Source organism: Amycolatopsis sp. WAC 04169 (assembly GCF_003947535.1).
Lineage (GTDB): Bacteria > Actinomycetota > Actinomycetes > Mycobacteriales > Pseudonocardiaceae > Amycolatopsis > Amycolatopsis keratiniphila.
The window spans coordinates 25442-49450 of sequence record NZ_QHJI01000017.1; the positions used below are offsets into that span (position 1 = coordinate 25442).

The 24009-nt window shown below is 69.5% G+C and carries 21 protein-coding genes and 2 tRNA genes; 14 read left to right on the forward strand and 9 right to left on the reverse strand.

What is annotated here, in order from left to right; translation table 11 throughout:
* The first annotated feature begins 51 nt into the window (after window positions 1–51).
* Entirely contained in the window at window positions 52–1893 is a 1842-nt protein-coding gene (locus tag DMC61_RS38205) for a M48 family metallopeptidase (protein ID WP_233595088.1), read from the forward strand.
* A 4-nt stretch (window positions 1894–1897) separates the two neighbouring features.
* Here the strand turns inward: DMC61_RS38205 and DMC61_RS38210 are convergent, their stop codons facing one another.
* Entirely contained in the window at window positions 1898–2728 is an 831-nt protein-coding gene (locus tag DMC61_RS38210; RefSeq protein WP_125695362.1) for an SAM-dependent methyltransferase, read from the reverse strand.
* A 139-nt stretch (window positions 2729–2867) separates the two neighbouring features.
* Entirely contained in the window at window positions 2868–3965 is a 1098-nt protein-coding gene (locus DMC61_RS38215; RefSeq protein ID WP_125695363.1) for a hypothetical protein, read from the reverse strand.
* Between the two features lie 145 nt (window positions 3966–4110).
* Between DMC61_RS38215 and DMC61_RS38220 the strand changes: the two genes are divergently transcribed.
* Together DMC61_RS38220 and DMC61_RS38225 are read left to right on the forward strand one after the other, a co-directional pair.
* Window positions 4111–5427 (forward strand): serine/threonine-protein kinase, encoded by a 1317-nt coding sequence (locus DMC61_RS38220; RefSeq protein ID WP_125695364.1) that lies wholly within the window; start codon window positions 4111–4113, stop codon window positions 5425–5427.
* A gap of 48 nt (window positions 5428–5475) precedes the next feature.
* The gene (locus DMC61_RS38225) at window positions 5476–5862 is read left to right on the forward strand and encodes a hypothetical protein (RefSeq protein ID WP_063275477.1); all 387 of its coding nucleotides are present in this window, start codon (window positions 5476–5478) and stop codon (window positions 5860–5862) included.
* On the opposite strand, the gene DMC61_RS41530 is transcribed toward DMC61_RS38225, so the two are convergent.
* Together DMC61_RS41530 and DMC61_RS38230 are read right to left on the reverse strand one after the other, a co-directional pair.
* The gene (locus DMC61_RS41530; RefSeq protein WP_199750206.1) at window positions 5855–6028 is read right to left on the reverse strand and encodes a hypothetical protein; all 174 of its coding nucleotides are present in this window, start codon (window positions 6026–6028) and stop codon (window positions 5855–5857) included. The genes DMC61_RS38225 and DMC61_RS41530 overlap by 8 nt on opposite strands.
* Window positions 6029–6087: 59 nt before the next feature.
* A complete protein-coding gene (locus DMC61_RS38230; protein WP_125695365.1) occupies window positions 6088–6630 on the reverse strand; it encodes a type 1 glutamine amidotransferase domain-containing protein in 543 nt (180 codons plus the stop codon).
* A 96-nt stretch (window positions 6631–6726) separates the two neighbouring features.
* On the opposite strand from DMC61_RS38230, the gene DMC61_RS38235 reads away from it, so the two are divergent.
* Entirely contained in the window at window positions 6727–7734 is a 1008-nt protein-coding gene (locus DMC61_RS38235) for a DNA topoisomerase IB (RefSeq protein ID WP_125695366.1), read from the forward strand.
* Here DMC61_RS38235 and DMC61_RS38240 read toward each other — a convergent pair.
* Window positions 7717–9294, reverse strand: a complete 1578-nt coding sequence (locus tag DMC61_RS38240; RefSeq protein ID WP_125695367.1) for a SpoIIE family protein phosphatase — start codon at window positions 9292–9294, stop codon at window positions 7717–7719. The two genes, DMC61_RS38235 and DMC61_RS38240, sit on opposite strands and share 18 nt — an antisense overlap.
* 130 nt (window positions 9295–9424) lie before the next feature.
* Between DMC61_RS38240 and DMC61_RS38245 the strand changes: the two genes are divergently transcribed.
* Entirely contained in the window at window positions 9425–14104 is a 4680-nt protein-coding gene (locus DMC61_RS38245; protein ID WP_370456447.1) for a HAMP domain-containing protein, read from the forward strand.
* Window positions 14105–14232: 128 nt separating this feature from the next.
* On the opposite strand, the gene DMC61_RS38250 is transcribed toward DMC61_RS38245, so the two are convergent.
* Window positions 14233–14306, reverse strand: a tRNA-Gly gene (locus DMC61_RS38250).
* A gap of 84 nt (window positions 14307–14390) precedes the next feature.
* Between DMC61_RS38250 and DMC61_RS38255 the strand changes: the two genes are divergently transcribed.
* Window positions 14391–14467 (forward strand) — tRNA-Pro (locus DMC61_RS38255).
* Window positions 14468–14528: 61 nt separating this feature from the next.
* Here the strand turns inward: DMC61_RS38255 and DMC61_RS38260 are convergent.
* Window positions 14529–15044: a hypothetical protein gene (locus DMC61_RS38260; RefSeq protein WP_125695369.1), complete on the reverse strand. Its 516-nt coding sequence runs from the start codon at window positions 15042–15044 to the stop codon at window positions 14529–14531.
* Window positions 15045–15057: 13 nt separating this feature from the next.
* Window positions 15058–15453: a hypothetical protein gene (locus DMC61_RS38265; RefSeq protein WP_125695370.1), complete on the reverse strand. Its 396-nt coding sequence runs from the start codon at window positions 15451–15453 to the stop codon at window positions 15058–15060.
* Here DMC61_RS38265 and DMC61_RS38270 point away from each other — a divergent pair.
* The 8 genes from DMC61_RS38270 (at window position 15442) to DMC61_RS38305 (ending at window position 23388) form a co-directional block, all read left to right on the forward strand.
* Entirely contained in the window at window positions 15442–15957 is a 516-nt protein-coding gene (locus DMC61_RS38270; RefSeq protein WP_233595089.1) for a GNAT family N-acetyltransferase, read from the forward strand. The two genes, DMC61_RS38265 and DMC61_RS38270, sit on opposite strands and share 12 nt — an antisense overlap.
* A 60-nt stretch (window positions 15958–16017) precedes the next feature.
* On the forward strand, window positions 16018–17184 hold the full coding sequence (locus DMC61_RS38275) for an ROK family protein (RefSeq protein ID WP_125695371.1): 1167 nt from the start codon (window positions 16018–16020) through the stop codon (window positions 17182–17184).
* Window positions 17185–17274: 90 nt separating this feature from the next.
* A complete protein-coding gene (locus DMC61_RS38280) occupies window positions 17275–18294 on the forward strand; it encodes an ABC transporter substrate-binding protein (RefSeq protein WP_125695372.1) in 1020 nt (339 codons plus the stop codon).
* Window positions 18291–19052 carry an ABC transporter ATP-binding protein gene (locus DMC61_RS38285; protein ID WP_125695373.1) on the forward strand — a complete coding sequence of 254 codons (762 nt, stop codon included), beginning with the start codon at window positions 18291–18293 and terminating at the stop codon, window positions 19050–19052. Before DMC61_RS38280 ends, DMC61_RS38285 begins: the two co-directional genes overlap by 4 nt.
* Window positions 19049–19885, forward strand: coding sequence for an ABC transporter permease (locus DMC61_RS38290; RefSeq protein WP_125695374.1), 837 nt, complete (start codon window positions 19049–19051; stop codon window positions 19883–19885). Before DMC61_RS38285 ends, DMC61_RS38290 begins: the two co-directional genes overlap by 4 nt.
* A complete protein-coding gene (locus DMC61_RS38295; RefSeq protein ID WP_125695375.1) occupies window positions 19882–21204 on the forward strand; it encodes an LLM class flavin-dependent oxidoreductase in 1323 nt (440 codons plus the stop codon). Before DMC61_RS38290 ends, DMC61_RS38295 begins: the two co-directional genes overlap by 4 nt.
* A complete protein-coding gene (locus tag DMC61_RS38300) occupies window positions 21201–22103 on the forward strand; it encodes a TauD/TfdA family dioxygenase (protein WP_125695376.1) in 903 nt (300 codons plus the stop codon). Before DMC61_RS38295 ends, DMC61_RS38300 begins: the two co-directional genes overlap by 4 nt.
* Window positions 22104–22173: 70 nt before the next feature.
* Complete coding sequence (locus DMC61_RS38305) at window positions 22174–23388, forward strand: RNA polymerase sigma factor (RefSeq protein WP_125695377.1); 1215 nt, start codon at window positions 22174–22176, stop codon at window positions 23386–23388.
* Between the two features lie 3 nt (window positions 23389–23391).
* On the opposite strand, the gene DMC61_RS38310 is transcribed toward DMC61_RS38305, so the two are convergent.
* The gene (locus tag DMC61_RS38310) at window positions 23392–24006 is read right to left on the reverse strand and encodes a hypothetical protein (protein WP_125695378.1); all 615 of its coding nucleotides are present in this window, start codon (window positions 24004–24006) and stop codon (window positions 23392–23394) included.
* Window positions 24007–24009: the final 3 nt, after the last annotated feature.

Genomic DNA, 24009 nt, shown 5'->3' on the forward strand with positions numbered 1-24009 from the left:
AACCGGACGATGCAGGCCCGAGGACGCGCCGTCCTCGCGACACTTCTGCTCGTGGCGTTCCCAGTGGTGGTCGTCGCGGTGGGTGTCGCCAGTGTGCTGGCGGGCCTGCGGATCCAGGGCAAGATCGGCACCTACGTCATGCTCGGCGGGCTCGCGATCATGGTCGCGCTCGGCTTCGGGCTGATGAGCGCGTTGCGGGCACGGCGTCCCCCGATCGAGGGGCCCCGGCTTGCCCGCGAAGCCCATCCCGCGCTGTGGGAGATGATCGACGACCTCGCCGCCCAGGTGAAGACGCGGCCGCCGGACGAGATCGTGCTGATCGGCGAGATCAACGCGGCGGTCAGCGAGGACGCCCGGTTCCTCGGTCTGCGGCCGGGCCGCCGCACGATGCTGATCGGGCTGCCGCTGCTGGCGGCGATGAGCGTGAGCGAGCTGCGGTCGGTCCTCGCGCACGAACTCGGCCACTACAGCGGCGGCCACACCCGCCTGCTCGCGCTGACCTACCGCGGCACCCAGACGCTCGCCTTCACCGTCGACAGGCTGGACGGCGGCCCCGCCAGGGCACTGCTCTCCGCCTACTCGAAGCTGTACCTGCTGGTCGCGCGCTCGGCGAACCGGCGGCAGGAACTCCAGGCCGACGAGGCGTCCGTGCTCGCCGCGGGCAGCCGGACGGCGGCCGCGGCCCTGCGGAAGGCCGCGACGCTGAGCCCGCTGTGGAAGGACTACGCCGAGCGCTACCTCTCGCTCGGCGCGGCGGCGCGGCGCACTCCCCCGGTCCTGCTCGGGTTCCGGTCGTACCTGAACCACCCCGTCCAGCGGGACTGGGTGGCCGAGTACGCCGAAGACGTCATCGACGGCGAAGAGCTCTCGAAGTACGACAGCCATCCGCCCACGAAGCGGCGTATCGCCGCGCTGGCGGGAGTCCCGGACAACCCGGTGAAGCCGGACGCGCGACCGGGCTGGTCGCTGCTGGGCGCGCCGAAGATCGACGTGCCGGAGGCGGAGCTGGAGGTACTGATCCGCGACGTCGGGCCGCGCGCGGACTGGGACGAGGTCGTCAAACGCGCGGGCCGCGCGTCGGTGGCGGAGGGCGCGAAGCTGCTGACCGCGGCCGGGATCGAGAGCAGGCTGGCCCCGCGCGGCACGATCGGCGAGGTCGTGCGGGTCCTGCGGGACGGCGACGCCGACGCGCTCGCGAAACCCCTGCGGGCGCCGTCCCGCGAAGAGGGCTTGGACCTGCTGACCGAGCTGTTCGCCGACACCGTCACCGCCGCGATGATCGACAACGGTGTCGCCGCGCACCGCCTGAACTGGGGCGGCGGCTGGGAACTGTGCCTCGGCGACGGCGAGCCGTTCGACGTCACCGAACTGGTCGGCGCGGCGGTGCGCAGCCCGCGCGCGGTGGACGAACTGGTCCACAACCTGCAACTGCTGAGCGTGCCCGCCGCCTACTTCTGCAAACAGGAGCCGCAGCCGGAGCCGGATCCCGCCGAAGCCCGCATGCTCGGGATGTTCACCGCGCTCAAGGCCAAGCGGAAGCTCTACGACCTGATCGTCTGCGACACCGAAGTGGTGCTGCTGCCGTTGGCGCGTTCGGTGCTGCTCCGCCGCGGCCTCGCCGGCCTGATCGGGGCGCGCGGCGTGTCCGACCGCAAGCGGATCCGGAAGCTGCGGGAGCGCGGCCTCGACGATCTGCGCGCCGAGCCGGGCGCCCGGCGGATCCCGTTCCCGGACATCGTCGCGGGCGGTTTCCCGCGCCGGAAACTCACCACGTACCTGACGCTGGAGCTGTCCGACGGCGAGACGCTGGAACTGGCGATCACCGGCAACACCGAGGACTTCGGCACCGCCCACGACGAACTGACGGCGTTCTTCGCCTCGCTGAAAGCCTGACCCCTTAAGGCTTGATCCCCACTCCACCGAGGCTCAGGTGGTTCAGCTCCGTCAGCGGAGCGAGACGCGGCCCCTCCGGCCACCACTCGTGCAGGTGCACCACGCCGGGCTCGAGGATGTCCAGCCCGTCGAACAGCGACTCGATCTCGTCGCGCCCGCGGTGCACCGTGCGATGCCCGGTGCTCGCCATCAGATCGTCGAGCTTCCGGGCGAGCGCGCCACGCGAGCCCTCACCGGGCGTGAAGTCGTGCGTGATCAGTACGTAGGACCCCGGCGCGATCGCGTCGACGTAGGCGCGCACGACGGCCCGCGCCTTGCCGAGGTCTTCGATGTGGTGCAGCACCGAGTTCAGGATCACCGCGACCGGGCGGTCGAGTTCGATGTGCTCGGCGACCACCGGATCGGCGAGGGTCTGCGCGGGGTCGGTCAGATCCGCGCCGCTCACGTGGACGAGGTGGTCCTCCAGCAACGCCAGGCCGTGTGCCTGGACCACCGGATCGTGGTCGACGTAGACGACCAGCGCGTCCGGGTTGTACCGCTGCGCCGCCTGATGGGTGTTCTCCGCGGTGGGCAGCCCGGAGCCCAGGTCGAGGAACTGGTCGATCCCGCGGGCGCCGGCGAGGAACCGGACCACCCGGTTCGCCCAGGCGCGGAATTCCTTGGCCATCGCGGCGGCGTCGGGGGCGAGGGCGAGCAGGTCCACGACGGCCTGCCTGTCGACCTCGTAATGGTCGTGCCCGCCGAGGAGGACGTCCTTCATCCGGGCGAGGTTGGGCTTGCTGTAGTCGAGGGGAAGCGGGCGCCTCGGCACAGACCGGACCTCGTCCGAAGTCATGGACACGTTCCACCCTTCAGCCGCGCACAGGCCACGCGAACGTGCCCACGGCTCCCTCGACATCGACGGACCGTACACAGATTACGACATGGCGTGCATCCTCGTGAACCTCCCCAAGGGCCTTGACTACCTGCGACGATCACCCGAAACCGAGTTCACGCCAGGTGCGTCCGCCATCCGTGGTGCGATACACGGCGGACCCGCCCTCGGCGTCCGGCAGGCCGTCCACGACCACGCCGACCCGTTCGTCCGGGAAGTCCAGATCGTTGAGGCAGACCCCGCGGCCGCTGAGCACGGTGGTCGTCCAGGTCGTCCCGCCGTCAGCGGTGCTGTGCAGGAATCCGGTGCCGCCGCCTTCCGCCGCGACGGTCGCCGCCGTGGGCGAAGCCGCGCTGAAACTCTGGTCGATCCCGAGCGTCGGCGCTTGCCCCGTTCCGGTGAACTGCCCGCCGAGTTTCGGCGCGCGCCACAGCCGCCGGACGGTCGCCCCCGGCTGCGGCGTCCCCGGTCCCCCGCTGCACAACGCCAGCACCTGTCCCCGCCGGACTCCGCTCAGCGAAGCCGAACTGTCCGCCGGGCAGGGCGGCGGCGCGGTCGCGAAGGTCAAGCCGTCCGAAGACGTCCAGTACTTCTGGACGCGGTAATCCGCCCCCATCGACACCTGGACCCCGCCGCTCGTGGCGATGTCGCCGTAGGTCGTGGAGCCGGTGACGGTGAAGCCCGGGACCGGCAGGAGAAGCCGTGTGCCGGAGATCCCGGCGTACAGCGTCGTCGTCGACGGGCTGCCGAAACCGGTGACCATCGCGAACATCCGAGGGCCGGCTTCGGTGATCTTCGAAATATAGAAGGGTTCCCGCACCCCGGCGAGCCTGACCTCGGCCCAGCTGCCGCCACCGTCGCGGCTCGCGAGCAGCCGGGTGCCGTCGGAGAGGAACACGTCACGCTCGCCGATCACCGTGAGCTTGACCTGATTGTGGTTGTCCGGCAACGAGATCGGCGGTTCGCCCGCGCGCCGCCACCGCTTCCCGCCATCGGCCGTCGACAGCAGGGACGCGCACCATCCCGGTTTCCCGCATGGCGAAAACCCGAGGACGAAACCGCGCGACGGTCCGGTCCAGCTCGTCGACGCGGGAGCGAAACCCTTGGGCACCAGTGGATCGGCGACGGCGGACGGGGCGAAGACGGCCAGGGCGGTCAGTGCGGCGGCGGCGAGCGCGGCCCACCGGTTCGGCTTCATGACCACGAGACGTCCCGCCCGCGCCGGGGTTGCCCGCCGTTCGGGGTGAACCCTTCGGTCGTCTCCGGTAGGCTCCCCAACCTTGTTTCGCCCGGGGCCGGACCGGGTATACGGCGTTCGGCCGGTGAGACGGAGGTAACCCCCGATGGACGACGCGGGTTCGCGTGCTGGTGGTGAGGAAGAGGAACCCGATGCCGGGACCACTCAACGCCGGTTCAGCCTGAACGTCCACGACCCGGACCATCTCCCGCGCAAACTCGCCGGCCGCTACGAGGTCGGTGAGCTGCTCGGCCGCGGCGCGACCGCACGCGTCTTCCGCGCCCGTGACCTGCTCGAACGGCGCGAAGTGGCACTGAAGCTGTTCCACGCCGACACGATGATCCGGGACGAGCGCCGCCGGCAGCAGGAGATCCAGACCCTCAGCGCGGTCCGGCATCCCGGGCTCGTCCCGCTGTACGACGCGGGCTCCGACGACGGCTACACCTACCTCACGATGCGGCTGGTCGACGGGCCGAACCTGGCCCAGCGGCTGCGCTCCGGCCCGCTCCCCCAGGACGAGGTCGTCGAGCTGACCGCCCGGCTGGCCGACGCGCTCGCGCACGTCCACGCGCACGGCATCACCCACCGTGACCTCAAGCCGGCGAACATCCTGATCGCCGAAGACGGTCCGCTGATCGGCGACTTCGGGGTGGCGCACGCCTTCGACGCGACCAGGGTGACCGAGACCGGCGGTGTCGTCGGCACGGCGGCGTACATGGCGCCCGAACAGGTCCGCGGCGAGAACGTCGGCCCGCCCGCCGACGTCTATTCGCTCGGCCTGGTCCTGCTCGAATGCCTCTCCGGGGAACGGGAGTACACCGGGACACCGGTCGAGGCCGCGGTCGGACGGCTGCACCGGCCGCCGCGGATCCCCGCCGGGCTGTCGGCGACCATGACGACGTTGCTGCGCGGGATGACGGCGCGGAAGCCGTCGCAGCGCCCGACGGCCGCGGCGATCTCGCGGATCCTGCTGGAGGATTCCACCGGCACGAAGGTCGCCCACCTCGCGCCGGTCACCCGCAAACGGGCGGCCGTGGTCGCCGCCATCAGCGCGCCCGCCGCCGCGATCACCGTCGGGGTGCTGCTCGCGATGAACCAGGCCCCGGGTGACGGGCCGATCCGGCCTGCCGGCCCGCTCCCCCCGGCGGCGACCGGCTCGTCCGTTCCGGCGGTGGGCCAGGGGCCGCAGTCCTCGGAGGCGGTCGAGGTGGCCACCCGCGCCCCGAAGGCGAGCAACGGCACCGTCGTGGTGACCGAAGCCGTGCCCGCGACCGGGGATCCGTCCGGTGCCACCGAAAGCGCCGGCGCCACCTCGACGCCGAGGGACACGACCGCCGCCGGCGACCGGCAGAGCACCTCGGGCAAACCGAGCAAGACGAAACCCAGCCCGCCGACGAAAAGCAGGCCAGGCCCTCCCGGCTGAGCGACCGCCCGACCGGGTGTCCACAGTGGACGATGATGGGAGACGGCGATGAACTACATCAACGACCCGCGTGAGCCACCGGAAGAAATCGTCGAACAGACGCCGGCCAGGATCCGCGCCGTGCGGATCATCAACGCCGTCGTCCACGCGGTCTGCTGGATCTTCGCGCTGGTGCTGATCGTGCACATCCTGCTGGTGTTCGGCGAAGCCAATCCGGGGAACGGGTTCGCGCAGCTGATCGACCAGTGGTCGCGAGCGGTCTCACTCGGGCTGCGGAACCTGTTCACCCCGGAGGGGATCAAACCCCGGACGCTGTTCAACGACGGTCTCGCGGCGTTGCTGTGGCTCATCATCGGCGGCGTGGTGACCGATCTGGTGTCGCGGATCGGCCTGCCCGGCCCGAAGCGGGTCTGGTACCGCCGACCGCTCAGTTGAGCGAACCCGGTCTCGCCTCCGGAGCGTCACCGGCCTGGGCCTGCTCGGCCTGGGCGTCGGTGACCTCCGGGGCGGCCTCGGTCTCGGCGGCCCGCTGCTCCGGCTCGTGCTCCGTCTCGAAGTGCTCACGGCACCAACGGCCGTAGCGTCTGGCATGCACGGTCATCGCGGCACCTCCTCCTCTGCCCACCACGATCCCCCATCATTGTGACGCGCGCCACTCGTTTATCCGGCGAATCGGGCCACGATCGCCGCGCAGAACGCGGGCAGGTCGCCGGGATTCCGGCTGGAGATCAGGCCGTTGTCGTCGACCACCTCCTGGTCGACGACGGTGCCGCCGGCGTTGCGGATGTCGGTGCGCACGCTCGGGTACGACGTGAGCGTGCGACCGCGGACCACGTCGGCCTCGACCAGCGTCCACGGGCCGTGACAGATCACCCCGACCGGCTTCCCGCTGTTCATGAAGTCGCGCACGAAGCGGACCGCGTCCTCGTCGGCGCGCAGATTGTCCGGATTCATCGTGCCGCCGGGCAGGACGAGCGCGTCGAAGTCGTCAACCGTGACGTCCTTGACGACCCGGTCGACGGTGAACTTGTCCGCCTTGTCGATGTCGCCGTTCATGGCCTGGATCTCGCCGGGTTCCAGCGAGACGACCTCGGCCGTCGCCCCGGCGTCCGTGACCGCCTTGCGCGGTTCGACCAGTTCGACCTGTTCCACACCGTCCGCGGCGAGGATGGCCACGCGGCGTCCGTTCAGCGATGTCGCCATCGATTCCCTCCTGAAATCGTGTTCGCCTCCGGCTACCCCGGAGCGGCCTCGCCGAACCATGGGTATGAACCGCGGTCACCGGGGTATCCGCCGCGCATGCGATTGCGGCGAGCGGATCTGGGGTCCCCCGGTATCGGGAGGCGGCGAAGAGGGCGGGGTTTCGGTTACCTGACACCGGACGGAGAACCGCTGAAGGACGCGGAGACGATCGAGCGCATCGAGGCGCTGGCGATCCCGCCCGCGTGGCGGCACGTGTGGATCTCACCGCACGAGAACGCCCACATCCAGGCCGTCGGGGTCGACGACGCCGGCCGGAAGCAGTACCTCTACCACGGGGAATGGCGACGGGCCCGCGACGAGGAGAAGCATGAGCGCGTCCTCGCGCTGGCACGGCGGCTTCCCCGGATCCGCCGGACGATCCGGGAAGATCTCGCTTCCCGCGGCTTCACGCGCGAACGGGTGCTCGCCGGCGCGCTCCGCATGCTCGACCTCGGGGTGTTCAGGACCGGCGGCGAAAGCTACGCCGACGAGAACGGCACGCACGGGGTGGCGACCCTGCTGTGCGAGCACGTGTCGATCCGGGAAGGCTGCCTGCTCTGCGACTATCCGGCGAAAGGCGGGATCCAGCGGAAGGTCCGGCTGCGGGACGACGGGGTCGTCCGGCTGATCCGCTCGCTCCGGCGTGCCCGCGGCGACGAGGTGCGCCTGCTCGCCTACCGCAACGGCCGCGGGTGGCAGGAGATCCGGGCCGAAGACCTCAACGTGCGGTTCAAGGAACTCGCGGGCGACGATTTCACGGCCAAGGACCTGCGCACCTGGAACGCCACCGTCCTGGCCGCTTCGGCTTTCGCGGGGACCGAAAAGCCTTCCAGTGAAAGAGGATTGAAGCGGGTCGAGAAGGCCGTGATGACCGAAGTCGCCGAAGGACTCGGCAACACCCCCGCCGTCGCGCGACGGTCCTATGTGGACCCTCGCGTGATCACCGCCTACCGCCGGGACCGGACGATCGCGCACGCGGCGCGAAGGGCGGAGAAGGTCTCGGATCCCGACGAGGCCCGCGACATCGTGGAGCGGGCGGTGGTGCGGTTACTGAACGGGTCGTGAGGCTTCGATGGCGAGGACGGCGATGTCGTCGTGCGTCCCGCTGCCGAGCCATTCCCGCACCGCGGTGCGGACCCGGGCGACCACCTCGCGGCCGGACATCCCCTGGCAGCCGGCCAGCAGATCACGCAGCCGCTCGTCGCCGAACAGGTCCGACGGCCGCTCGTGATGGCGCGCCTCGGTGATGCCGTCGGTGTAGAGCAGGCAGACGTCGCCCTCGCCCAGCCGGATGGCCGTCTCGGCGAACCGGGCCTGCGGCGAGATCCCGACCAGCGTGCCGGGCAGGGTGATCTCCTCGACGCCGCCCCGGCGGCGCACCACCAGCGGCGCGGGATGCCCGCCGGAGGCCAGGGTGACGCCGAGCCCCTCTTCACCCGCCAGCACCGAACCGAGCACCAGGGTCGCGAACCGGCCGCTGCCGCCGGTGATGAGCAGGGAGTTGAGCAGGCTCAGCAACGTCGTGTTGTCGTGTTCGACGAGGTCGAGCGCGGCGAGGGTCTGCCGGACCCGGCCGGTGAGCGCGGCCGCCTCGGCGCCCTTCCCGCAGACGTCGCCGAGGACGAACATCGCGCCGCCGCCTTCGCGCGGCAGGACGTCGTAGAAGTCGCCGCCGACGTCGAGCAGGCCGCCCGAGGGCTCGTACCAGACGTCGAACTTGACGCCGTGGACGTCCGGCGGCGGTGTCGGGCGCAGCGTGGTCTCCAGGCCGCGCGTGGCCTCTTCCTGGCGGGCGTAGCGGTGCGCGTTCGCCAGCGCCGTCCCGGCCGCGCGGGCGAACTCGGTCACCGCGCGCGGGTGGTCCTCGCCGAACGCGGGCGCGCCGCGCCTGCCGAGCACCACCGCTCCGGTGACCCCGGCGCCGCCGTCGAAGCCCAGTGAGACCACGGTCACGGACGGATGGACGGCGAGCCGTTCCGCGACGATCGCGGGCAGCGTCGCGACCTCCTCCTCCGGGACGGCCTTGGCTTCGGGTGCCTCGGTGGAGGCGAAGGTGCCGGCGAGCACCGGCGCGAGCTGGGCTGGGACCCGGCGGATGCGGCCGTGCCCGTGGTTGGTGCGGTGGTCGCAGCTCCACCATTCCCACCGGCCCCGGGTGGTCGGCAGCAGCACGAACACACAGTCGGCGAGCTCGGCGGCGGCGACCTCGGCGATCACCTTCGCCGTCCCGTGCCGTCCGCGTGCGGAGGCCAGCCGGGGCGCCGAAGCGGCGAGGAAGCCGTCCACGCGCGGGCCGTCGGCCGCGACCGCGGAGGTCACCGTCCACGCGTGCCAGCCGCCGGGCAGCGTCCGGATCCGGGCCGGGAACCGGCGGCCGGTGTGTTCGACATGCCCGACGTCGGGGCCTTCGGCGGTCAGTATCGGGCGGCCGCCGCCGAACAGCTCGCGGGCGGCGGGATTCGACCAGCGCAACGCGCCGCCGACGTCCTGCACGAGCACCGCGTCACGGACGTCTTCCAGCAGCTCACGCCAGAACCGCCCGGATTCGGGCAGCGCGCCCTCGCTGGTCGCCGTCGACGACTCCGAGGGGAGCGACGTCGAGGCCGGGACCGGCCGTGACACCATTCCCGGACCTCCTCCTGCCTGGCGGGTAGCGCAGTGTGAGCGGGCGGACTGGCTCGAAGTGTAGGTCGAATCATGGCACGCTGATGCGACGACCATGGCTTGGCATGCGTGGTGGAGAGGGTCGACACAGATGACACAGCACTCCCAAAGGGACCGGATCCCCGTGGAAGGTGGTGGCGGCCAGGTGGACGAAGCGACCCTGGAACGCCTGCTCGCGGCGGCTCGTGACCTCGGGGACGGCAACTTCCGGCGGCGGCTCGTGGCGCACGGCGACGGGCTCGCGGCCCAGCTCGCGGGCGCGTTCAACGACATCGCCGAACGGAACCAGCGACTGGTGACCGAACTCCTGCGCGTCCGCGAGGCGGTCGGCAAGGAAGGCAGGCTGACCGAGCGCGTCGCGGCCGAGATCGGCCCCGGCGGCTGGGCCACCGCGGTCGACGTCGTCAACGGGCTGATCGAGGACGTGAGCAGGCCCACGGCCGAACTCAACCGCGTCCTCGGCGCGGTCGCCGAGGGCGATCTGTCCGAGCCGATGCCACTGGAGGTCGGCGGACGGCCGCTGCAGGGTCAGTTCGCCGAAGTCGCGAAGACGGTCAACGGGCTGATCAAGCAGCTTTCGCGGTTCGCGACCGAGGTCACCAGAGTGGCCCGTGAGATCGCCACCGAAGGACGGCTCGGCGGCCAGGCCGAGGTCCCGGGGGTGGCGGGCACCTGGCGTGATCTCACCGACAACGTCAACGTGATGGCCAGCAACCTGACCGATCAGGTGCGCAACATCGCCCAGGTGACCACCGCGGTGGCGCGGGGCGACCTGACCCAGAAGATCAACGTCGACGCGCGCGGCGAGATCCTGGAGCTCAAGAACACCGTCAACATCATGGTCGACCAGCTCTCGTCGTTCGCCGACGAAGTCACCCGGGTGTCGCGCGAGGTGGGTAGCGAAGGGCGTCTCGGCGGCCAGGCGCAGGTCCCCGGCGCGGCGGGTACGTGGCGAGACCTCACCGACTCGGTGAACCTGATGGCGGACAACCTGACCGATCAGGTCCGCAACATCGCCCAGGTGGCCACGGCGGTGGCGAAGGGCGACCTCTCGCAGAAGATCAACGTCGACGCCAAGGGCGAGATCCTCGAACTCAAGAACACGCTCAACACGATGGTCGACCAGCTGTCGTCGTTCGCCGACGAAGTCACGCGCGTCGCGCGCGAGGTCGGCAGCGAAGGCCGTCTCGGCGGTCAGGCTCAGGTGCCGGGCGTGGCCGGGACGTGGCGCGGGCTCACCGATTCGGTGAACCAGATGGCCGACAACCTGACCGACCAGGTCCGCAACATCGCCCAGGTCACCACCGCCGTCGCGAAGGGCGACCTGACGCAGAAGATCACGGTCGACGCGCGCGGCGAGATCCTCGAACTCAAGACGACCGTCAACACGATGGTCGATCAGCTCTCGTCGTTCGCCGACGAGGTGACGCGCGTCGCGCGCGAGGTGGGCACGGAAGGTCAGCTGGGCGGCCAGGCGCAGGTGCCGGGCGTCGCCGGGACGTGGCGCGACCTCACCGGGTCGGTCAACTTCATGGCGAACAACCTCACCGCGCAGGTCCGCAACATCGCCCAGGTGGCGACCGCGGTGGCGAAGGGCGACCTGTCGCAGAAGATCGCCGTCGACGCCAAGGGCGAGATCCTCGAACTCAAGAACACGCTCAACACGATGGTCGATCAGCTGTCGTCGTTCGCCGACGAGGTCACGCGAGTGGCCCGCGAGGTCGGCAGCGACGGGCGGCTCGGCGGTCAGGCGCAGGTGCCCGGCGTGGCCGGGACGTGGAAGGACCTGACCGACAACGTCAACTTCATGGCGAAGAACCTGACCGACCAGGTCCGGAACATCGCCCAGGTCACCACCGCCGTCGCGAAGGGCGACCTGACGCAGAAGATCATCGTCGACGCGCGCGGCGAGATCCTGGAGCTCAAGAACACCGTCAACATCATGGTCGACCAGCTGTCGGCCTTCGCAGACGAAGTCACCCGGGTGTCGCGCGAGGTCGGTACCGAAGGCAAGCTCGGCGGGCAGGCGCAGGTGCGCGGCGTCGCCGGGACCTGGAAGGACCTCACCGACAACGTCAACGTCATGGCCACCAACCTCACCGACCAGGTGCGGAGCATCGCGACGGTGACCACCGCGGTGGCGAACGGCGACCTGTCGAAGAAGATCTCGATCGACGCCCAGGGCGAGGTCGCCGTCCTCGCCGAGACGATCAACAGCATGGTCGAGACGCTGCGCGCGTTCGCCGACGAGGTCACCCGTGTCGCCCGCGAGGTGGGTACGGAAGGCATCCTCGGCGGCCAGGCCCGCGTGCCGAACGTGGCGGGCACGTGGAAGGCGTTGACGGACAACGTGAACGTCATGGCCGACAACCTGACCGGCCAGGTGCGGAGCATCGCGACGGTGACCACCGCGGTGGCGCAGGGCGACCTGTCGAAGAAGATCGACATCGACGCGCGCGGCGAGATCCTCGAACTCAAGACGACCATCAACACGATGGTCGACCAGCTCTCGGCCTTCGCCTCCGAAGTCACCCGTGTCGCCCGCGAGGTCGGCACGGACGGCACGCTCGGCGGCCAGGCGGAGGTGCCCGGCGTCGCCGGCACGTGGTCGCGGCTGACCGAAAGCGTGAACCAGCTGGCCGGGAACCTGACCACCCAGGTGCGCGCGATCGCGCAGGTGGCCACCGCGGTGACCGCCGGCGATCTGACCCGGCACATCACCGTCGACGCGTCCGGGGAGGTGGCCGAACTCAAGGACAACATCAACCAGATGATCGCGAACCTGAAGGAGACCACCCGGGCGAACCGCGAGCAGGACTGGCTCAAGACCAACCTCGCGCGCCTGTCCGCGCTGATGCAGGGTCACCGCGATCTCGCGTCCGTGGCGTCGCTGATCCTGTCCGAGCTGACGCCGCTGGTGTCCGCGCAGCAGGGCGCGTTCTTCCTCGCCCGCGAGGACGAGCAGGAAGAGGTGGTCCTGGAGAGCATCGCCACCTATGGGCTGGCGAAATCCCAGACCGGGCTGCGGTTCTCCCCCGGCGAATCGCTCATCGGGCAGGCCGCCGTCGACCGGCGCACGATACTGGTCCACGAAGCGCCGCCGGAGTACGCGCTCATCTCGTCGGGACTGGGTTCAGCCGCACCGGTCAATGTGATCGTGCTGCCGGTGCTGTTCCAGGGCGAGGTGCTGGGCGTGCTGGAACTGGCGACCATCAACGCGTTCAGCACCGTGCACATCGACCTGCTGGAGCAGCTGAAGGAGACCATCGCGGTCAACGTCAGCACCATCCAGTCCAACTCGCGCACCGAGGCGCTGCTGACCGAATCCCAGCGCCTGGCACAGGAACTGCGCGCGCGGTCCGAGCAGTTGCAGGCGCAGCAACGGGAACTGCGCCGGTCCAACACGGATCTGGCGGAGAAGGCGGCGCTGCTGGCGCAGCAGAACCGCGACATCGAGGTCAAGAACAGCGAGATCGAGCAGGCACGGCAGGAGCTCGAAGAGCGTGCCGGGCAGCTGACCATGGCGTCGCAGTACAAGTCCGAGTTCATGGCGAACATGTCGCACGAACTGCGGACCCCGCTCAACAGCGCGCTGATCCTCGCGAAACTGCTCTCGGAGAACCCGGACGGGAACCTGTCGGAGAAGCAGGTCCAGTTCGCGCGGACGATCTACTCGGCGGGCAGCGACCTGCAACAGCTGATCAACGACATCCTCGACATGGCCAAGGTCGAGGCCGGGCACCTGGATCTGCAGATGTCCGACGTCACGCTGCCCGAGCTGGTCGAGTACGTCGAATCGATCTGCCGTCCGCTCACTTCGGACAAGGGCCTGGAGTTCGCCGTCCTCATCGACCCGCCGGTGCCGTCGTCGATCCACACCGACGAACACCGCGTGCAGCAGGTGCTGCGGAACCTGCTGTCCAACGCGGCGAAGTTCACCGACGAGGGCGGCGTGCGCCTGCACATCCGGATGGCCGACCCGGGCGAGGTCGAAGCCGACTCGCTCCGCAACGCCCCCGGCGTCCTCGCGTTCGCCGTGGAGGACACCGGGATCGGGATCGCGCCGGACAAACTCGCGATCATCTTCGACGCGTTCCGCCAAGCCGACGGCACCACCAGCCGCAAGTACGGCGGCACCGGGCTGGGCCTGTCGATCAGCCAGCAGCTGACGGAACTGCTCGGCGGCGAACTGCGGGTGCGCAGCGAGCCCGGCAAGGGCAGCACGTTCACCCTGTACCTGCCGGTGAGCGCGTCGAACCTGGTGGTCCCGACCTCCGCCGCGGCGAGCGGCGTCCCGCTGATCATGGCCGTGCCGCAGGTGATCCCGGTGCCACCGTCGCAGCGGTTCCACGGCGAGAAGATCCTCATCGTCGACGACGACCTGCGCAACGTCTTCGCGCTGGCCGCCGTACTGGAACGCAACGGCCTGGAGGTCATCTACGCCGAGACCGGCGTCGCCGGCATCCGGGCGCTGGAACGACACGAGGACACCGCGCTCGTCCTGATGGACGTGATGATGCCCGAACTGGACGGCAACGCCACGATCACCGCGATCCGCGCCGAGGCCGCGCACGAAGACCTGCCCGTGATCGCCGTCACCGCGAAGGCGACCGCGGAGGACAAGGCGCGCACGCTGGCTTCGGGGGCGGACGACTACGTGACCAAGCCGGTCGACACGGACAAGCTGCTGGACCTGATCGCGGCGCATCTGGAGGCGGATGCCGCTTCCAGCGGGCTCTCGCAGGCCGTGGCCCCCGCCGAGTCGGACTGAGGCGTGTCCTGAAGGCCCCCTTTGAGACGTTGGATGTCTCAAAGGGGGCCTTCAGGACACCCGGACTCTCGCCCCAGCAACGAAAGAACCCGCAGGCCAGAAGGCCTACGGGTTCGGATGTGGAGCTGTGGAGCGGGTGACGGGAATCGAACCCGCGTAGCTAGTTTGGAAGACTAGGGCTCTACCATTGAGCTACACCCGCGTGCCCCCGGAGTACCGGGTGCGAAAACAGCTTAGCGTGACCCGCTAGGCTGTGCGCACACCCCCCGGGAAGATCGGGGAGTCACGGGATGTGGCGCAGCTTGGTAGCGCATTCGCTTTGGGAGCGAAGGGTCGCAGGTTCAAATCCTGTCATCCCGACCAGAAGGGGCCGGACCTGCGGGTCCGGCCCTTTCCGTACCGCCACTCGGCGACGCCGGAACGCTCAGTCCCACCACAGCACGACGGCCAGCCGGCGGCGGGCGGCTTCCTCGTAGAAGTCACGCAGGACGGTGTGTTCCCGAGCCAGCTGTCCGGCCAGATCACCGCCCATCCCCAGCGCGCCCTTGCCCAGCTCGGCCTCGATCCGGTCCGGGTCCGACGGCACGACGGCGCGGACCGCATCGGGTGTCACGGCACGCAATGCTTCGGCGACCTCGCCCGCCTGCGGTGGCTCCAACGCGGTCACCGGGTGTTCCCAGATCGTGCCGGGGTGATCCCGGTAGGCCGGGTTGACTTCTTCCTCACCGTCGAAGCAACGCCGCAGCCGCGCCAAGGTCCGGTCATCGGCCTCGGTCAGCGCCCAAGCCCGTTTCAGGGTGGCGGGCCACCAGTCCATGTCGAGGTAGTCCTCGGCCGGGGCCGACGAGAAGGAGCAAAGTTCGTGCAGCGCGTCGACCGACCGGCGACACGCGGCGAGCCGCGTGGCCGGGATCCGGGCGAGTTGCTGAGTCACCGCCATAGGTTCAGTGTGCTCAGCCCTGGGAGGGCCACAAACCCAGGAAGCTCCGGACGTCGTCGAAACCGTCCATCGCTCGTCCGTCCACGTCGGCCGGGTCCGCTTCCGCGCGGGCGGCCAGGGATTCGGCGAGTTTCACCGCCTCGTCGCCGAGCCGCCCGAAGCGGCGGGCAGTATGCCCCAAGCACAACCCGGCGAGACCGAGCAAAGGGCTGCCCGGCTCGGCCCGTTTCCCCACCTCGACACACCAATGCTCGACGAACGCGTGGTCGTCGTCATTCAACGCGGTCCCGACCAGGGTGTCCGCCGCCTCGCCTTCGAACGCCCTGTCGCGCAGGGCCCGCTCCAGCGTCTCCACGACCGCGGCATGGGGTAACGCGGGCGGGTTCTGGAAGCTCCGATGCGTGTGCACGACGCGAGACTAGCCACCTCGCGGTACTCGTCGGCCATCGCACGTCCGGGCAAGATGGCGATCATGGAGATCCGCCACGCCCGCGCCACCGACGCCCCAGCCGTGACCACCCTCCTAGCCGAGCTCGGCTACCCCGACAACACCGAGACCGACGTGCGCGGCCGGCTCGAACGCTGGGCCCGTCATCCCGAAGGTGCCGCGTTCGTCGCCGAGTCGGACGGCACCGTGGTCGGTGTCATCGCGGTGGTCGCGATCCCGCTGCTCGAGCGGGAAGGCTCCGTGGGACGGATCGTGGCCCTGGTGGTGGACGAGACCCAGCGCGGTACCGGGGTCGGCCGCGCACTGATCACCACCGCCGAAGAGCAGGCGCTGCGGTGGGGCTGCGGCGCCATGGAGGTCAGCAGTTCCCGCCGCAGGACCGGTGCGCACGCCTTCTACCGGGCGCGGGGGTACGAGGACCGTTGTGAACGCAGCGCCAAGTTCTTCCGCGAACTGACCACCTGACCGGCTCCCGGATCGTGAGAGCCCTAGGCCCGCCGCCAGCCGCTTGCGAACATCGGCACCGTGACCGGCAGGCGGAGCGCCAGTGCCAGCGCGGTGCTCCGCGTGGTGCTGGACGAAGGGGCGACAGCGCGCAGCACCATCGCGCGCCGCACCGGGCTCAGTGCCGCGGCCGTCACGGGGCATGTGGCGGAACTGCTGCGCCGCGGTTTCCTCGTCGAGCTGCCGGAGGTCGCGGGCGCGGTCGGCAGGCCGTCCGTGCCGCTGGACCTCGACACGGAGCGGTTCGTGGTGTGCGGAGCGCATGTCGCGGTCGACCATCTCACCGTCGGGCTGCTCGATCTGCGCGGGAAAGTGCTGGCACAGCTGGAAGCCCCGCATCACGGCGCGGAGCCTGCCGTGCAAGTCGCGCAGATCGCGGAACTGCTCGACGACCTCCTCGTCGGGCACGCACCGGAGCGGACGCCACTGGGGCTGGGGGTGGCGACCGGCGGCTGGGTCGACGAAGCCTCGGGAACGGTGGTGGAGCACGGGTGGCTCGGCTGGCACGGGGTTCCGTTGCGTGATCTGCTCACGGAGGTCACCGGTCTCGACGTCCGCGTCGACGGGCATTCCCGGGCGCTCATCCACGCCGAACGTCTACTGGGGCAACCGAGAACGCGCCGTAGTGTGGTGCAGTTGTTCACCGGCAACGTGGTCGACGCCGCCTTCGCCACCGGCGACACCGTCCATCATGGACCGCGATCAGCGGCGGGCGCCGTCGCGCATCTGCGGGTGGACGACAGCGAGGAACCTTGCCGTTGCGGGCGTTCCGGCTGTCTCGAAGCGACGGTGTCCGAGCGCACCATCGCCCGTAAAGCCGCCGAAGCACACATCATCGAAGAACCGGATTTCACCGAAGTGCTCCATTTGGCGAAATCGGGAAATAAAAGCGTCGTCGCTCTTTTCCACGAGCGCGCGAGAATCATCGGGCAGGCCGCCGCCTTGCTCTTCGACGTGCTGAATCCGGAAATCCTCATCGTGCTCGACCAGAGTGTACGCGACGTCGATGGGTGCCTTTCCACGATTCGGGACGAGGTCTCCCAGCGATCCTGGATCTGCCAGGACGCGGAGAAGAACGTTGTGTCGTCGAGCTTTCCGGGTACCGAGCTGGCGACGGCGGGCGGGGCGGTCATGCTGAACGCCCTCTACGAAGATCCGCTTTTCGCCGACCTCGCCGACGCCTCCTGAATTACTTCACTAAATCGCAAAATTGACGCTCTCCGCCGGGCCTGCGTTGAATCTTCTTCAACGACGCGAACCCGAACGAAAGAGCCCACCGTGAAGAAACCAGTGCCCTTGATCGCCGCGCTCCTCGCCGGATTGGCGCTGTCGGGCTGCGGCGCCTCCGCGACCCCGGCGGGCGTGGCCGGGCAGCCGGAGAAGCTCGAACTCCGCTACCAGGGGTCGGCGAACAACGTCACCTTCCCCGAACTCGCCGAAGACCTCGGCTACTTCGGCCCGGTCAAACTCAAATGGGTCGGCAACACGATCAGCGGACCGCAGGACATCCAGTCCGCGGCGACCGACCAGACCGACTTCGGCGGCGCCTTCACCGGCGCGGTCGCCAAACTCGTCGACGCCGGCGCCCCGATCAAGGCCGTCGTCAACTACTACGGCTCCGACGAGAAGACCTTTTTGGGCTTCTACGTCAAGGAGGACAGCCCGATCCGCACGGCGCGCGACCTCATCGGAAAGAAGGTCGGCGTCAACACCGTCGGCGCGAACCTGGAGGCCGCGCTCGACACCTGGCTCAAGCGCAACGGCCTCACCGACGCCGAGATCGACCAGGTGCAGCTCGTCGTCCTGCCGCCGATCAACACCGAACAAGCCTTGCGCAACAACCAGATCGACGTCGCCGCGCTCAACGGCGTCCTCCAGGACCGCGCCGTCGCGGGAGGCGGGGTGCGGCCGATCGTGAAGGACGTCGAGGCGTTCGGCCCGTACAACGGCGGGCCGTACGTGCTGCGGACCGACTTCATCAAGAAGTACCCGGAGACCACGAAGACCTTCGTCACCGGCGTGGCCAAGGCGATCGAATGGGCGCGCACCACTCCGCGCGAGGAGGTGATCGCCCGGTTCACCAAGATCATCCAGAACCGCGGCCGCAACGAGAACACCGAAACGCTCAAGTACTGGAAGAGCACCGGTGTCACCAAGGGCGGGCTGATCTCCGACCACGACTACACGCTCTGGACGGGCTGGCTCAAGCAGTCCGGGTTCATCAAGAACGACCAGGTCGATCTGAAGAAGCTCTACACCAACGAATTCAACCCGTACCGCGAAGGCGGTGGCGCATGACCGCCAAGATCAGCCTCCGCTCGGTCACCAAGACCTTCGGCGCGTTGACCGCACTCGACGACGTCTCCCTCGACATCGAGGACGGCACGTTCCTCTCCCTCGTCGGGCCGAGCGGTTCCGGCAAGTCCACGCTGCTCGACCTGCTCGGCGGGCTCGCGAAACCCACCTCCGGCGAGGTCCTGATCGACGGGAAACCCGTCACCGGGCCGGGGCTGGACCGCGGGGTCGTGTTCCAGCAGTACGCGCTGTTCCCGTGGCGCACCGCACGCGCCAACGTCGAGTTCGGTCTCGAAGGCGGCACCCTCAACAAGCGGCAGCGCGCCGAGAGAGCACGCGAATTCCTCGACCTGGTCGGGCTTTCCGGCTTCGAGGACCATCTCCCTCACGAGCTTTCCGGTGGCATGAAGCAACGCGTCGCGATCGCGAGAATCCTCGCCTACGACCCGGACGTGCTGCTGATGGACGAGCCGTACGCCGCGCTGGACTCCCAGACCCGCGAACTCCTGCAGGAGGAGCTGCGCCGGATCTGGAAACGCACGGGCAAGACCATCGTCTTCATCACCCACAGCATCGAAGAAGCCGTCTATTTAGGACAGAAGGTCGCGGTGCTCACGTCCCGGCCGGGCAGGCTCAAGGACGTCGTCGACATCGACCTCGGCGACCGTTCGAACGACGATCTGCGCTCGGCGCCCGCCTTCGTGGCCCATCGCCATCGGCTGTGGGAACTGCTGCACGACGAGATCCGGAGGGCCGCATGACCGCGACACTCGAAGCACCGACTATCCGAACCGGACTGAAGCCGGTCGAGAAAGCACGCAAGAAGAGCAGGCTCGGCAAGGCTTTCCGCAGTTCGGCGGCGATCCTGCTCTTCCTCGCCGTCTGGGAGCTCGCTCCCCGGTACCTGCTCGACGAAGGGACGAGGACCTTCCTTCCGCCGCTGTCGGAAGACCTCGCCGCGCTCTGGGAGCTGATCCTCAACGGGCAGCTGGCCGACCATCTGCTGGCGAGTCTCGGCCGCTCCGCCGCCGGCTTCGTCATCGCGGTGGCCGTCTCGGTGCCACTCGGCCTGCTGATCGCCTGGTACCGACCGCTCGCCGAGTTCTTGAACCCGCTGCTGGAACTGGCCCGCAACACCGCCGCGCTCGCCCTGCTGCCGGTGTTCACGCTCCTGCTCGGCATCGGCGAGGTGTCCAAGATCGCGCTGATCGTCTACGCCTGCGTCTGGCCGGTGCTGCTCAACACGATCGCCGGGGTGAACACCGTGGATCCCTTGCTGGTCAAGGCCGCGCGCTCGCTCGGGCTGTCGAGCCCGAACCTGTTCCGCAAGGTGATCCTGCCGTCGGCGGTGCCGACCATCTTCACCGGCATCCGGATGGCGGCGGCGTACTCGATCCTCATCCTGATCGCCGCCGAGATGGTCGGCGCCAAGGCCGGGCTCGGCTATCTGATCAACAACTCGCAGGTCAACTTCCAGATCCAGCAGATGTACGCCGCGATCATCACGGTGTCGGTGCTGGGCCTGGCCATCAACGCGGGCTTCGTCGCGCTGGAGCGGCGATTCTCCACCTGGCGGGTCAAGGAGAAGGCATGAAACACCTGCACCTCAACGCGTTCGTGATGCCGAACGGTCATCACGAGGCGGCATGGCGGCATCCGAGCACGGATCCGCACCGCGCCGCGACACTGAAGCACTACGTCGACATCGCCCGTACGGCGGAGCGCGGCAAGCTGGATTCGCTGTTCCTCGCCGACGGTGTCGCCCTGTGGGGCAACGTCCGCTACAACTCGCACACCCTGTTCGAGCCGCTGACGTTGCTTTCCGCGCTGGCCGGGGCGACCGAGCGCATCGGGCTGATCGCCACCGCGTCGACGACCTACAACGAGCCGTACCACCTGGCGCGGAAATTCGCGTCGCTCGACCATCTCAGTGGCGGGCGCGCGGGCTGGAACATCGTGACGTCAGCGGGCGAGGACGAGGCCCGCAACTTCAACCGCGACGCCCGGCCGGCGCACGCGCTGCGGTACGAACGCGCCACCGAATTCGTCGAAGTGGCCAGGAAACTCTGGGACAGCTGGGACGACGACGCGGCGGTGATCGACAAGGCTGGCGGCGTCTACGCCGACACCGACCGCATTCACCCGATCGACCACAACGGCCCGCATTTCCAGGTCCGCGGCCCGCTCAACATCCCGCGCCCGGTACAGGGGCATCCGTTGCTCGTCCAGGCCGGTTCGTCGGAGACGGGCAAGGAGTACGCGGCCCGGTTCGCCGAGGCGGTGTTCACCGCGCAGCAGACTTTCGCCGAAGGCAAGGCTTTCTACGACGACGTCAAGGGAAGGCTCGCGAAGTACGGCCGCTCGCCGGAGGAGATCAAGATCCTGCCGGGGATCAGCCCGATCCTGGGCCGCACCGAGGCCGAGGCGAAAGAGCGCGAGGCCGAACTCAACGCCCTCATCACGCCCGCGTACGGCGTGCGGCAGCTGTCGACCATGCTCGACCACGACCTGACGCCGTACCCGCTCGACGGCCCGCTGCCCGACGTCGGCACGTTCACCGAAGGCGCGCAGAGCCGGTTCGAGCTGGTCACGGGCCTGGCGCGGCGCGAGAACCTGACTATCCGCCAGCTGATCGAGCGGCTGGCTGGCGGCCGGGGACACCGTGTTTTCGCCGGAACCGCCACCCAGGTGGCCGACCAGCTGGAGCACTGGTTCACCGAGGGCGCCGCGGACGGCTTCAACGTCATGCCGCCCACGCTGCCCGGTGGACTGGAGGACTTCGTCGACCTCGTGGTGCCCGAACTGCAGAGACGCGGCCTGTTCCGCACCGAGTACACCGCCACGACCTTGCGCGGCCACTACGGCCTCGCCCGCCCCGTCCACCGCACCCCAGTGAAGGAGCACGCCGCATGACCGCCCTCAACACCCAGGTCGAAGTCCGCAAGATCACCGGCAGGATCGGCGCGCAGGTGCTCGGCGTCGACCCGGCCAAGGACCTCGACGCCGCGACCGTCGCGTTCGTGACCGACGCCCTGCACGAGCACAAGGCGCTCGTCTTCCGCGATGTCAACCTCGACGACACGGGCCAGCAGCGGTTCGCCGAGCACTTCGGCGAACTGACCAAGGCGCACCCGACCGTCCCGTCGGTGGACGGCGAGCCCGCGATCCTGCCGGTCGACAGCGAACAGGGCCGTGCGAACCAGTGGCACACCGACGTCACCTTCGTGCTCAACCCGCCGAAGGCCAGCACGCTGCGCAGCCTGGTCGTCCCTCCGTACGGCGGCGAGACGCTGATCGCCAACTCGGCCGCCGCGTACCGGGACCTGCCGGAGCCGCTCCGGGCGTTCGCCGACACGCTGCGCGCCGAGCACACCAACGACTACGACTACGCGAAGGCGCCCGAGACCCTGGACGACGCGGAGCGGGAACGCCGCGAGGTGTTCGTCTCGCAGAAGTTCCGCACGGTCCATCCGGTGGTGCGGGTGCATCCGGTGACCGGGGAACGCGGGCTGTACATCGGCGGGTTCGCGCAGCGGATCATCGGGCTGTCCAAGGGCGAGTCGCGGGACGTCCTGCGGCTGCTGCAGTCCTACGTCACGCGGCCGGAGAACGTCGTCCGGGTGAGCTGGGAGCCGAACCAGCTGGTGCTGTTCGACAACCGCATCACCCAGCACTACGCCGTCGACAACTACGACGATCTGCCCCGCCGCCTGAACCGGGTGACCGTGGCGGGCGACGTCCCGGTGGGCATCGACGGGGTGCCGAGCGAATCCCTCGAAGGCGACGCTTCGCACTACTCCCCCGTCGCGTGACACCCCGCATTTAGTCCTCTGGATGCGTACCAACCGCATCCAGAGGACTAAATGCGGTAAGACTGGCGGCGTGAAGACCGATCGTCAGGTGGAAGCGCTCCTGAGGGAGCTGGCCCCGCAGGTCATCGGGCTGCTGGTGCGCAAGCACGGGCAGTTCGACGCCTGCGAGGACGCCGTCCAGGAAGCCCTGCTCTCGGCCGCGCAGCAATGGCCGGAGCAGGGCATCCCGGACAGCCCGAAGTCCTGGCTCGCGACCGTCGCGTCGCGGCGGCTGGTCGACGAGTGGCGCAGCGAAAGCGCACGCAGGCGGCGCGAAGAGAACGACGCGCTGCTGGACCCCGCCCCGGCCACCGTGTCCGATTCGGACGACACGCTCACCGTCCTTTTCCTGTGCTGCCACCCGTCCTTGTCCGCGCCGTCGCAACTCGCGCTCACCCTGCGCGCCGTCGGCGGGCTGACCACGGGCGAGATCGCGACCGCGTTCCTGGTCCCGGAATCGACGCTGGCCCAGCGGATCAGCCGCGCGAAACAGACCATCAAGAAGGCGGGCGCCGAGTTCGTCCTGCCGCCGTCCGCGGAACTCGGCGAACGGCTCCGTGTCGTCCTCCAGGTGCTGTACCTGATCTTCAACGAGGGCTACACGACCAGCGGCGGCCCCGACCTGCACCGCGCCGACCTGACCGCCGAAGCGATCCGGCTGACCCGGCTGCTCCGGCGGTTGATGCCGGACGAGGACGAGGTCACCGGCCTGCTCGCGCTCATGCTGCTGACCGACGCCCGCCGGGCCGCCCGCGCCGGCGACGACGGCTCGCTCGTCCCGCTCGCCGAACAGGACCGCACGCGCTGGAACGCGGACACGATCGCCGAAGGGGTCTCGCTGGTGAGCGAGGCGCTGGAGGCGGGCCCGGTCGGGCCGTACCAGGTGCAGGCCGCGATCGCCGCCGTCCACTCCGAGGCGGCCACCGCGGCCGACACGGACTGGCCCCAGATCCTCGCGCTCTACGACGTCCTCGAAAAGGTCTCGCCCGGCCCCGTCGTCACGCTCAACCGCGCCGTCGCGGTCGCCGAGGTCAACGGGCCGGAAGCGGGCCTCGAACTGCTGGCCACGCTCGACGACGACACCCGGATGAGCCAGACGCACCGGCTCGATTCCGTCCGCGGGCACCTGCTGGAACTGGCCGGGGACACCGGTGCCGCGCGCGAGGCGTACCTCCGTGCCGCCGGCAAAACCGCGAGCGAACCGGAGAAGCAGTACCTGACCCGGCGCGCGGAGCGGCTCGGCTGAGCCTCACATGCGCAGGTGCGGCAGCAGCCGTCCGATCACCGCGGTGTAGTCGGATCGGGCCTCGATGGCGCGGGGCACGTCGTCGAACGTCGTCACCGAGCTCGGGCACACCCGGGTGCCGGGCAGAACGAAGGTGTCGAGCAGGCGTTTGCTTTCGGCGTCGTAGGCCTTGTAGGTGTACTGGACACCGGTGACCGCGACGGAGAGCGGCGGCTTGCCTTGCCGCTCGTACCCGTCACAGGTGCCGACGCGCTCATTGGTCGGCTTCGGATACTCGCACACCACCACCTGCACGGCGCCCTGCTGGGACGTGCCCATCGGCAGATACCCGTCGGCGGTGTCGCTGAAGTCCCTCATGCCCTTGTCGTCGACCACGAAGTAGGCCAGCCGATGCGGGCCGGACGGCGTGCGCGGCTCAGTCTTCCCGTCGAGGCCGGACGGGGAACGCACGCGATCCGAGGCCGCGGTTTCCGGACAGAAGGCGATGGGTGGTTGCGCTGTCGTCACCGGTGCGGGCGGCGGCGCGCCGGGCCCGGCCACGGGGGACGGTTCCTTCCGGGTGGTCACCACGACGGCGGCGACCACGCCCGCGGCCACCACGGCCAGGAGCGTGATCACGAA

Excerpts from the sequence above, each read along its gene's own strand:
- DMC61_RS38210 (WP_125695362.1), bottom strand. The coding sequence starts at position 2,728 with ATGACTTCGGACGAGGTCCGGTCTGTGCCGAGGCGCCCGCTTCCCCTC.
- DMC61_RS38215 (WP_125695363.1), bottom strand. The coding sequence starts at position 3,965 with ATGAAGCCGAACCGGTGGGCCGCGCTCGCCGCCGCCGCACTGACCGCC.
- DMC61_RS38220 (WP_125695364.1), top strand. The coding sequence starts at position 4,111 with ATGGACGACGCGGGTTCGCGTGCTGGTGGTGAGGAAGAGGAACCCGAT.
- DMC61_RS38225 (WP_063275477.1), top strand. The coding sequence starts at position 5,476 with ATGAACTACATCAACGACCCGCGTGAGCCACCGGAAGAAATCGTCGAA.
- DMC61_RS41530 (WP_199750206.1), bottom strand. The coding sequence starts at position 6,028 with ATGACCGTGCATGCCAGACGCTACGGCCGTTGGTGCCGTGAGCACTTC.
- DMC61_RS38230 (WP_125695365.1), bottom strand. The coding sequence starts at position 6,630 with ATGGCGACATCGCTGAACGGACGCCGCGTGGCCATCCTCGCCGCGGAC.
- DMC61_RS38235 (WP_125695366.1), top strand. The coding sequence starts at position 6,727 with ATGCGATTGCGGCGAGCGGATCTGGGGTCCCCCGGTATCGGGAGGCGG.
- DMC61_RS38240 (WP_125695367.1), bottom strand. The coding sequence starts at position 9,294 with ATGGTGTCACGGCCGGTCCCGGCCTCGACGTCGCTCCCCTCGGAGTCG.
- DMC61_RS38245 (WP_370456447.1), top strand. The coding sequence starts at position 9,425 with ATGACACAGCACTCCCAAAGGGACCGGATCCCCGTGGAAGGTGGTGGC.
- DMC61_RS38260 (WP_125695369.1), bottom strand. The coding sequence starts at position 15,044 with ATGGCGGTGACTCAGCAACTCGCCCGGATCCCGGCCACGCGGCTCGCC.
- DMC61_RS38270 (WP_233595089.1), top strand. The coding sequence starts at position 15,442 with ATGCGTGTGCACGACGCGAGACTAGCCACCTCGCGGTACTCGTCGGCC.
- DMC61_RS38285 (WP_125695373.1), top strand. The coding sequence starts at position 18,291 with ATGACCGCCAAGATCAGCCTCCGCTCGGTCACCAAGACCTTCGGCGCG.
- DMC61_RS38290 (WP_125695374.1), top strand. The coding sequence starts at position 19,049 with ATGACCGCGACACTCGAAGCACCGACTATCCGAACCGGACTGAAGCCG.
- DMC61_RS38295 (WP_125695375.1), top strand. The coding sequence starts at position 19,882 with ATGAAACACCTGCACCTCAACGCGTTCGTGATGCCGAACGGTCATCAC.
- DMC61_RS38300 (WP_125695376.1), top strand. The coding sequence starts at position 21,201 with ATGACCGCCCTCAACACCCAGGTCGAAGTCCGCAAGATCACCGGCAGG.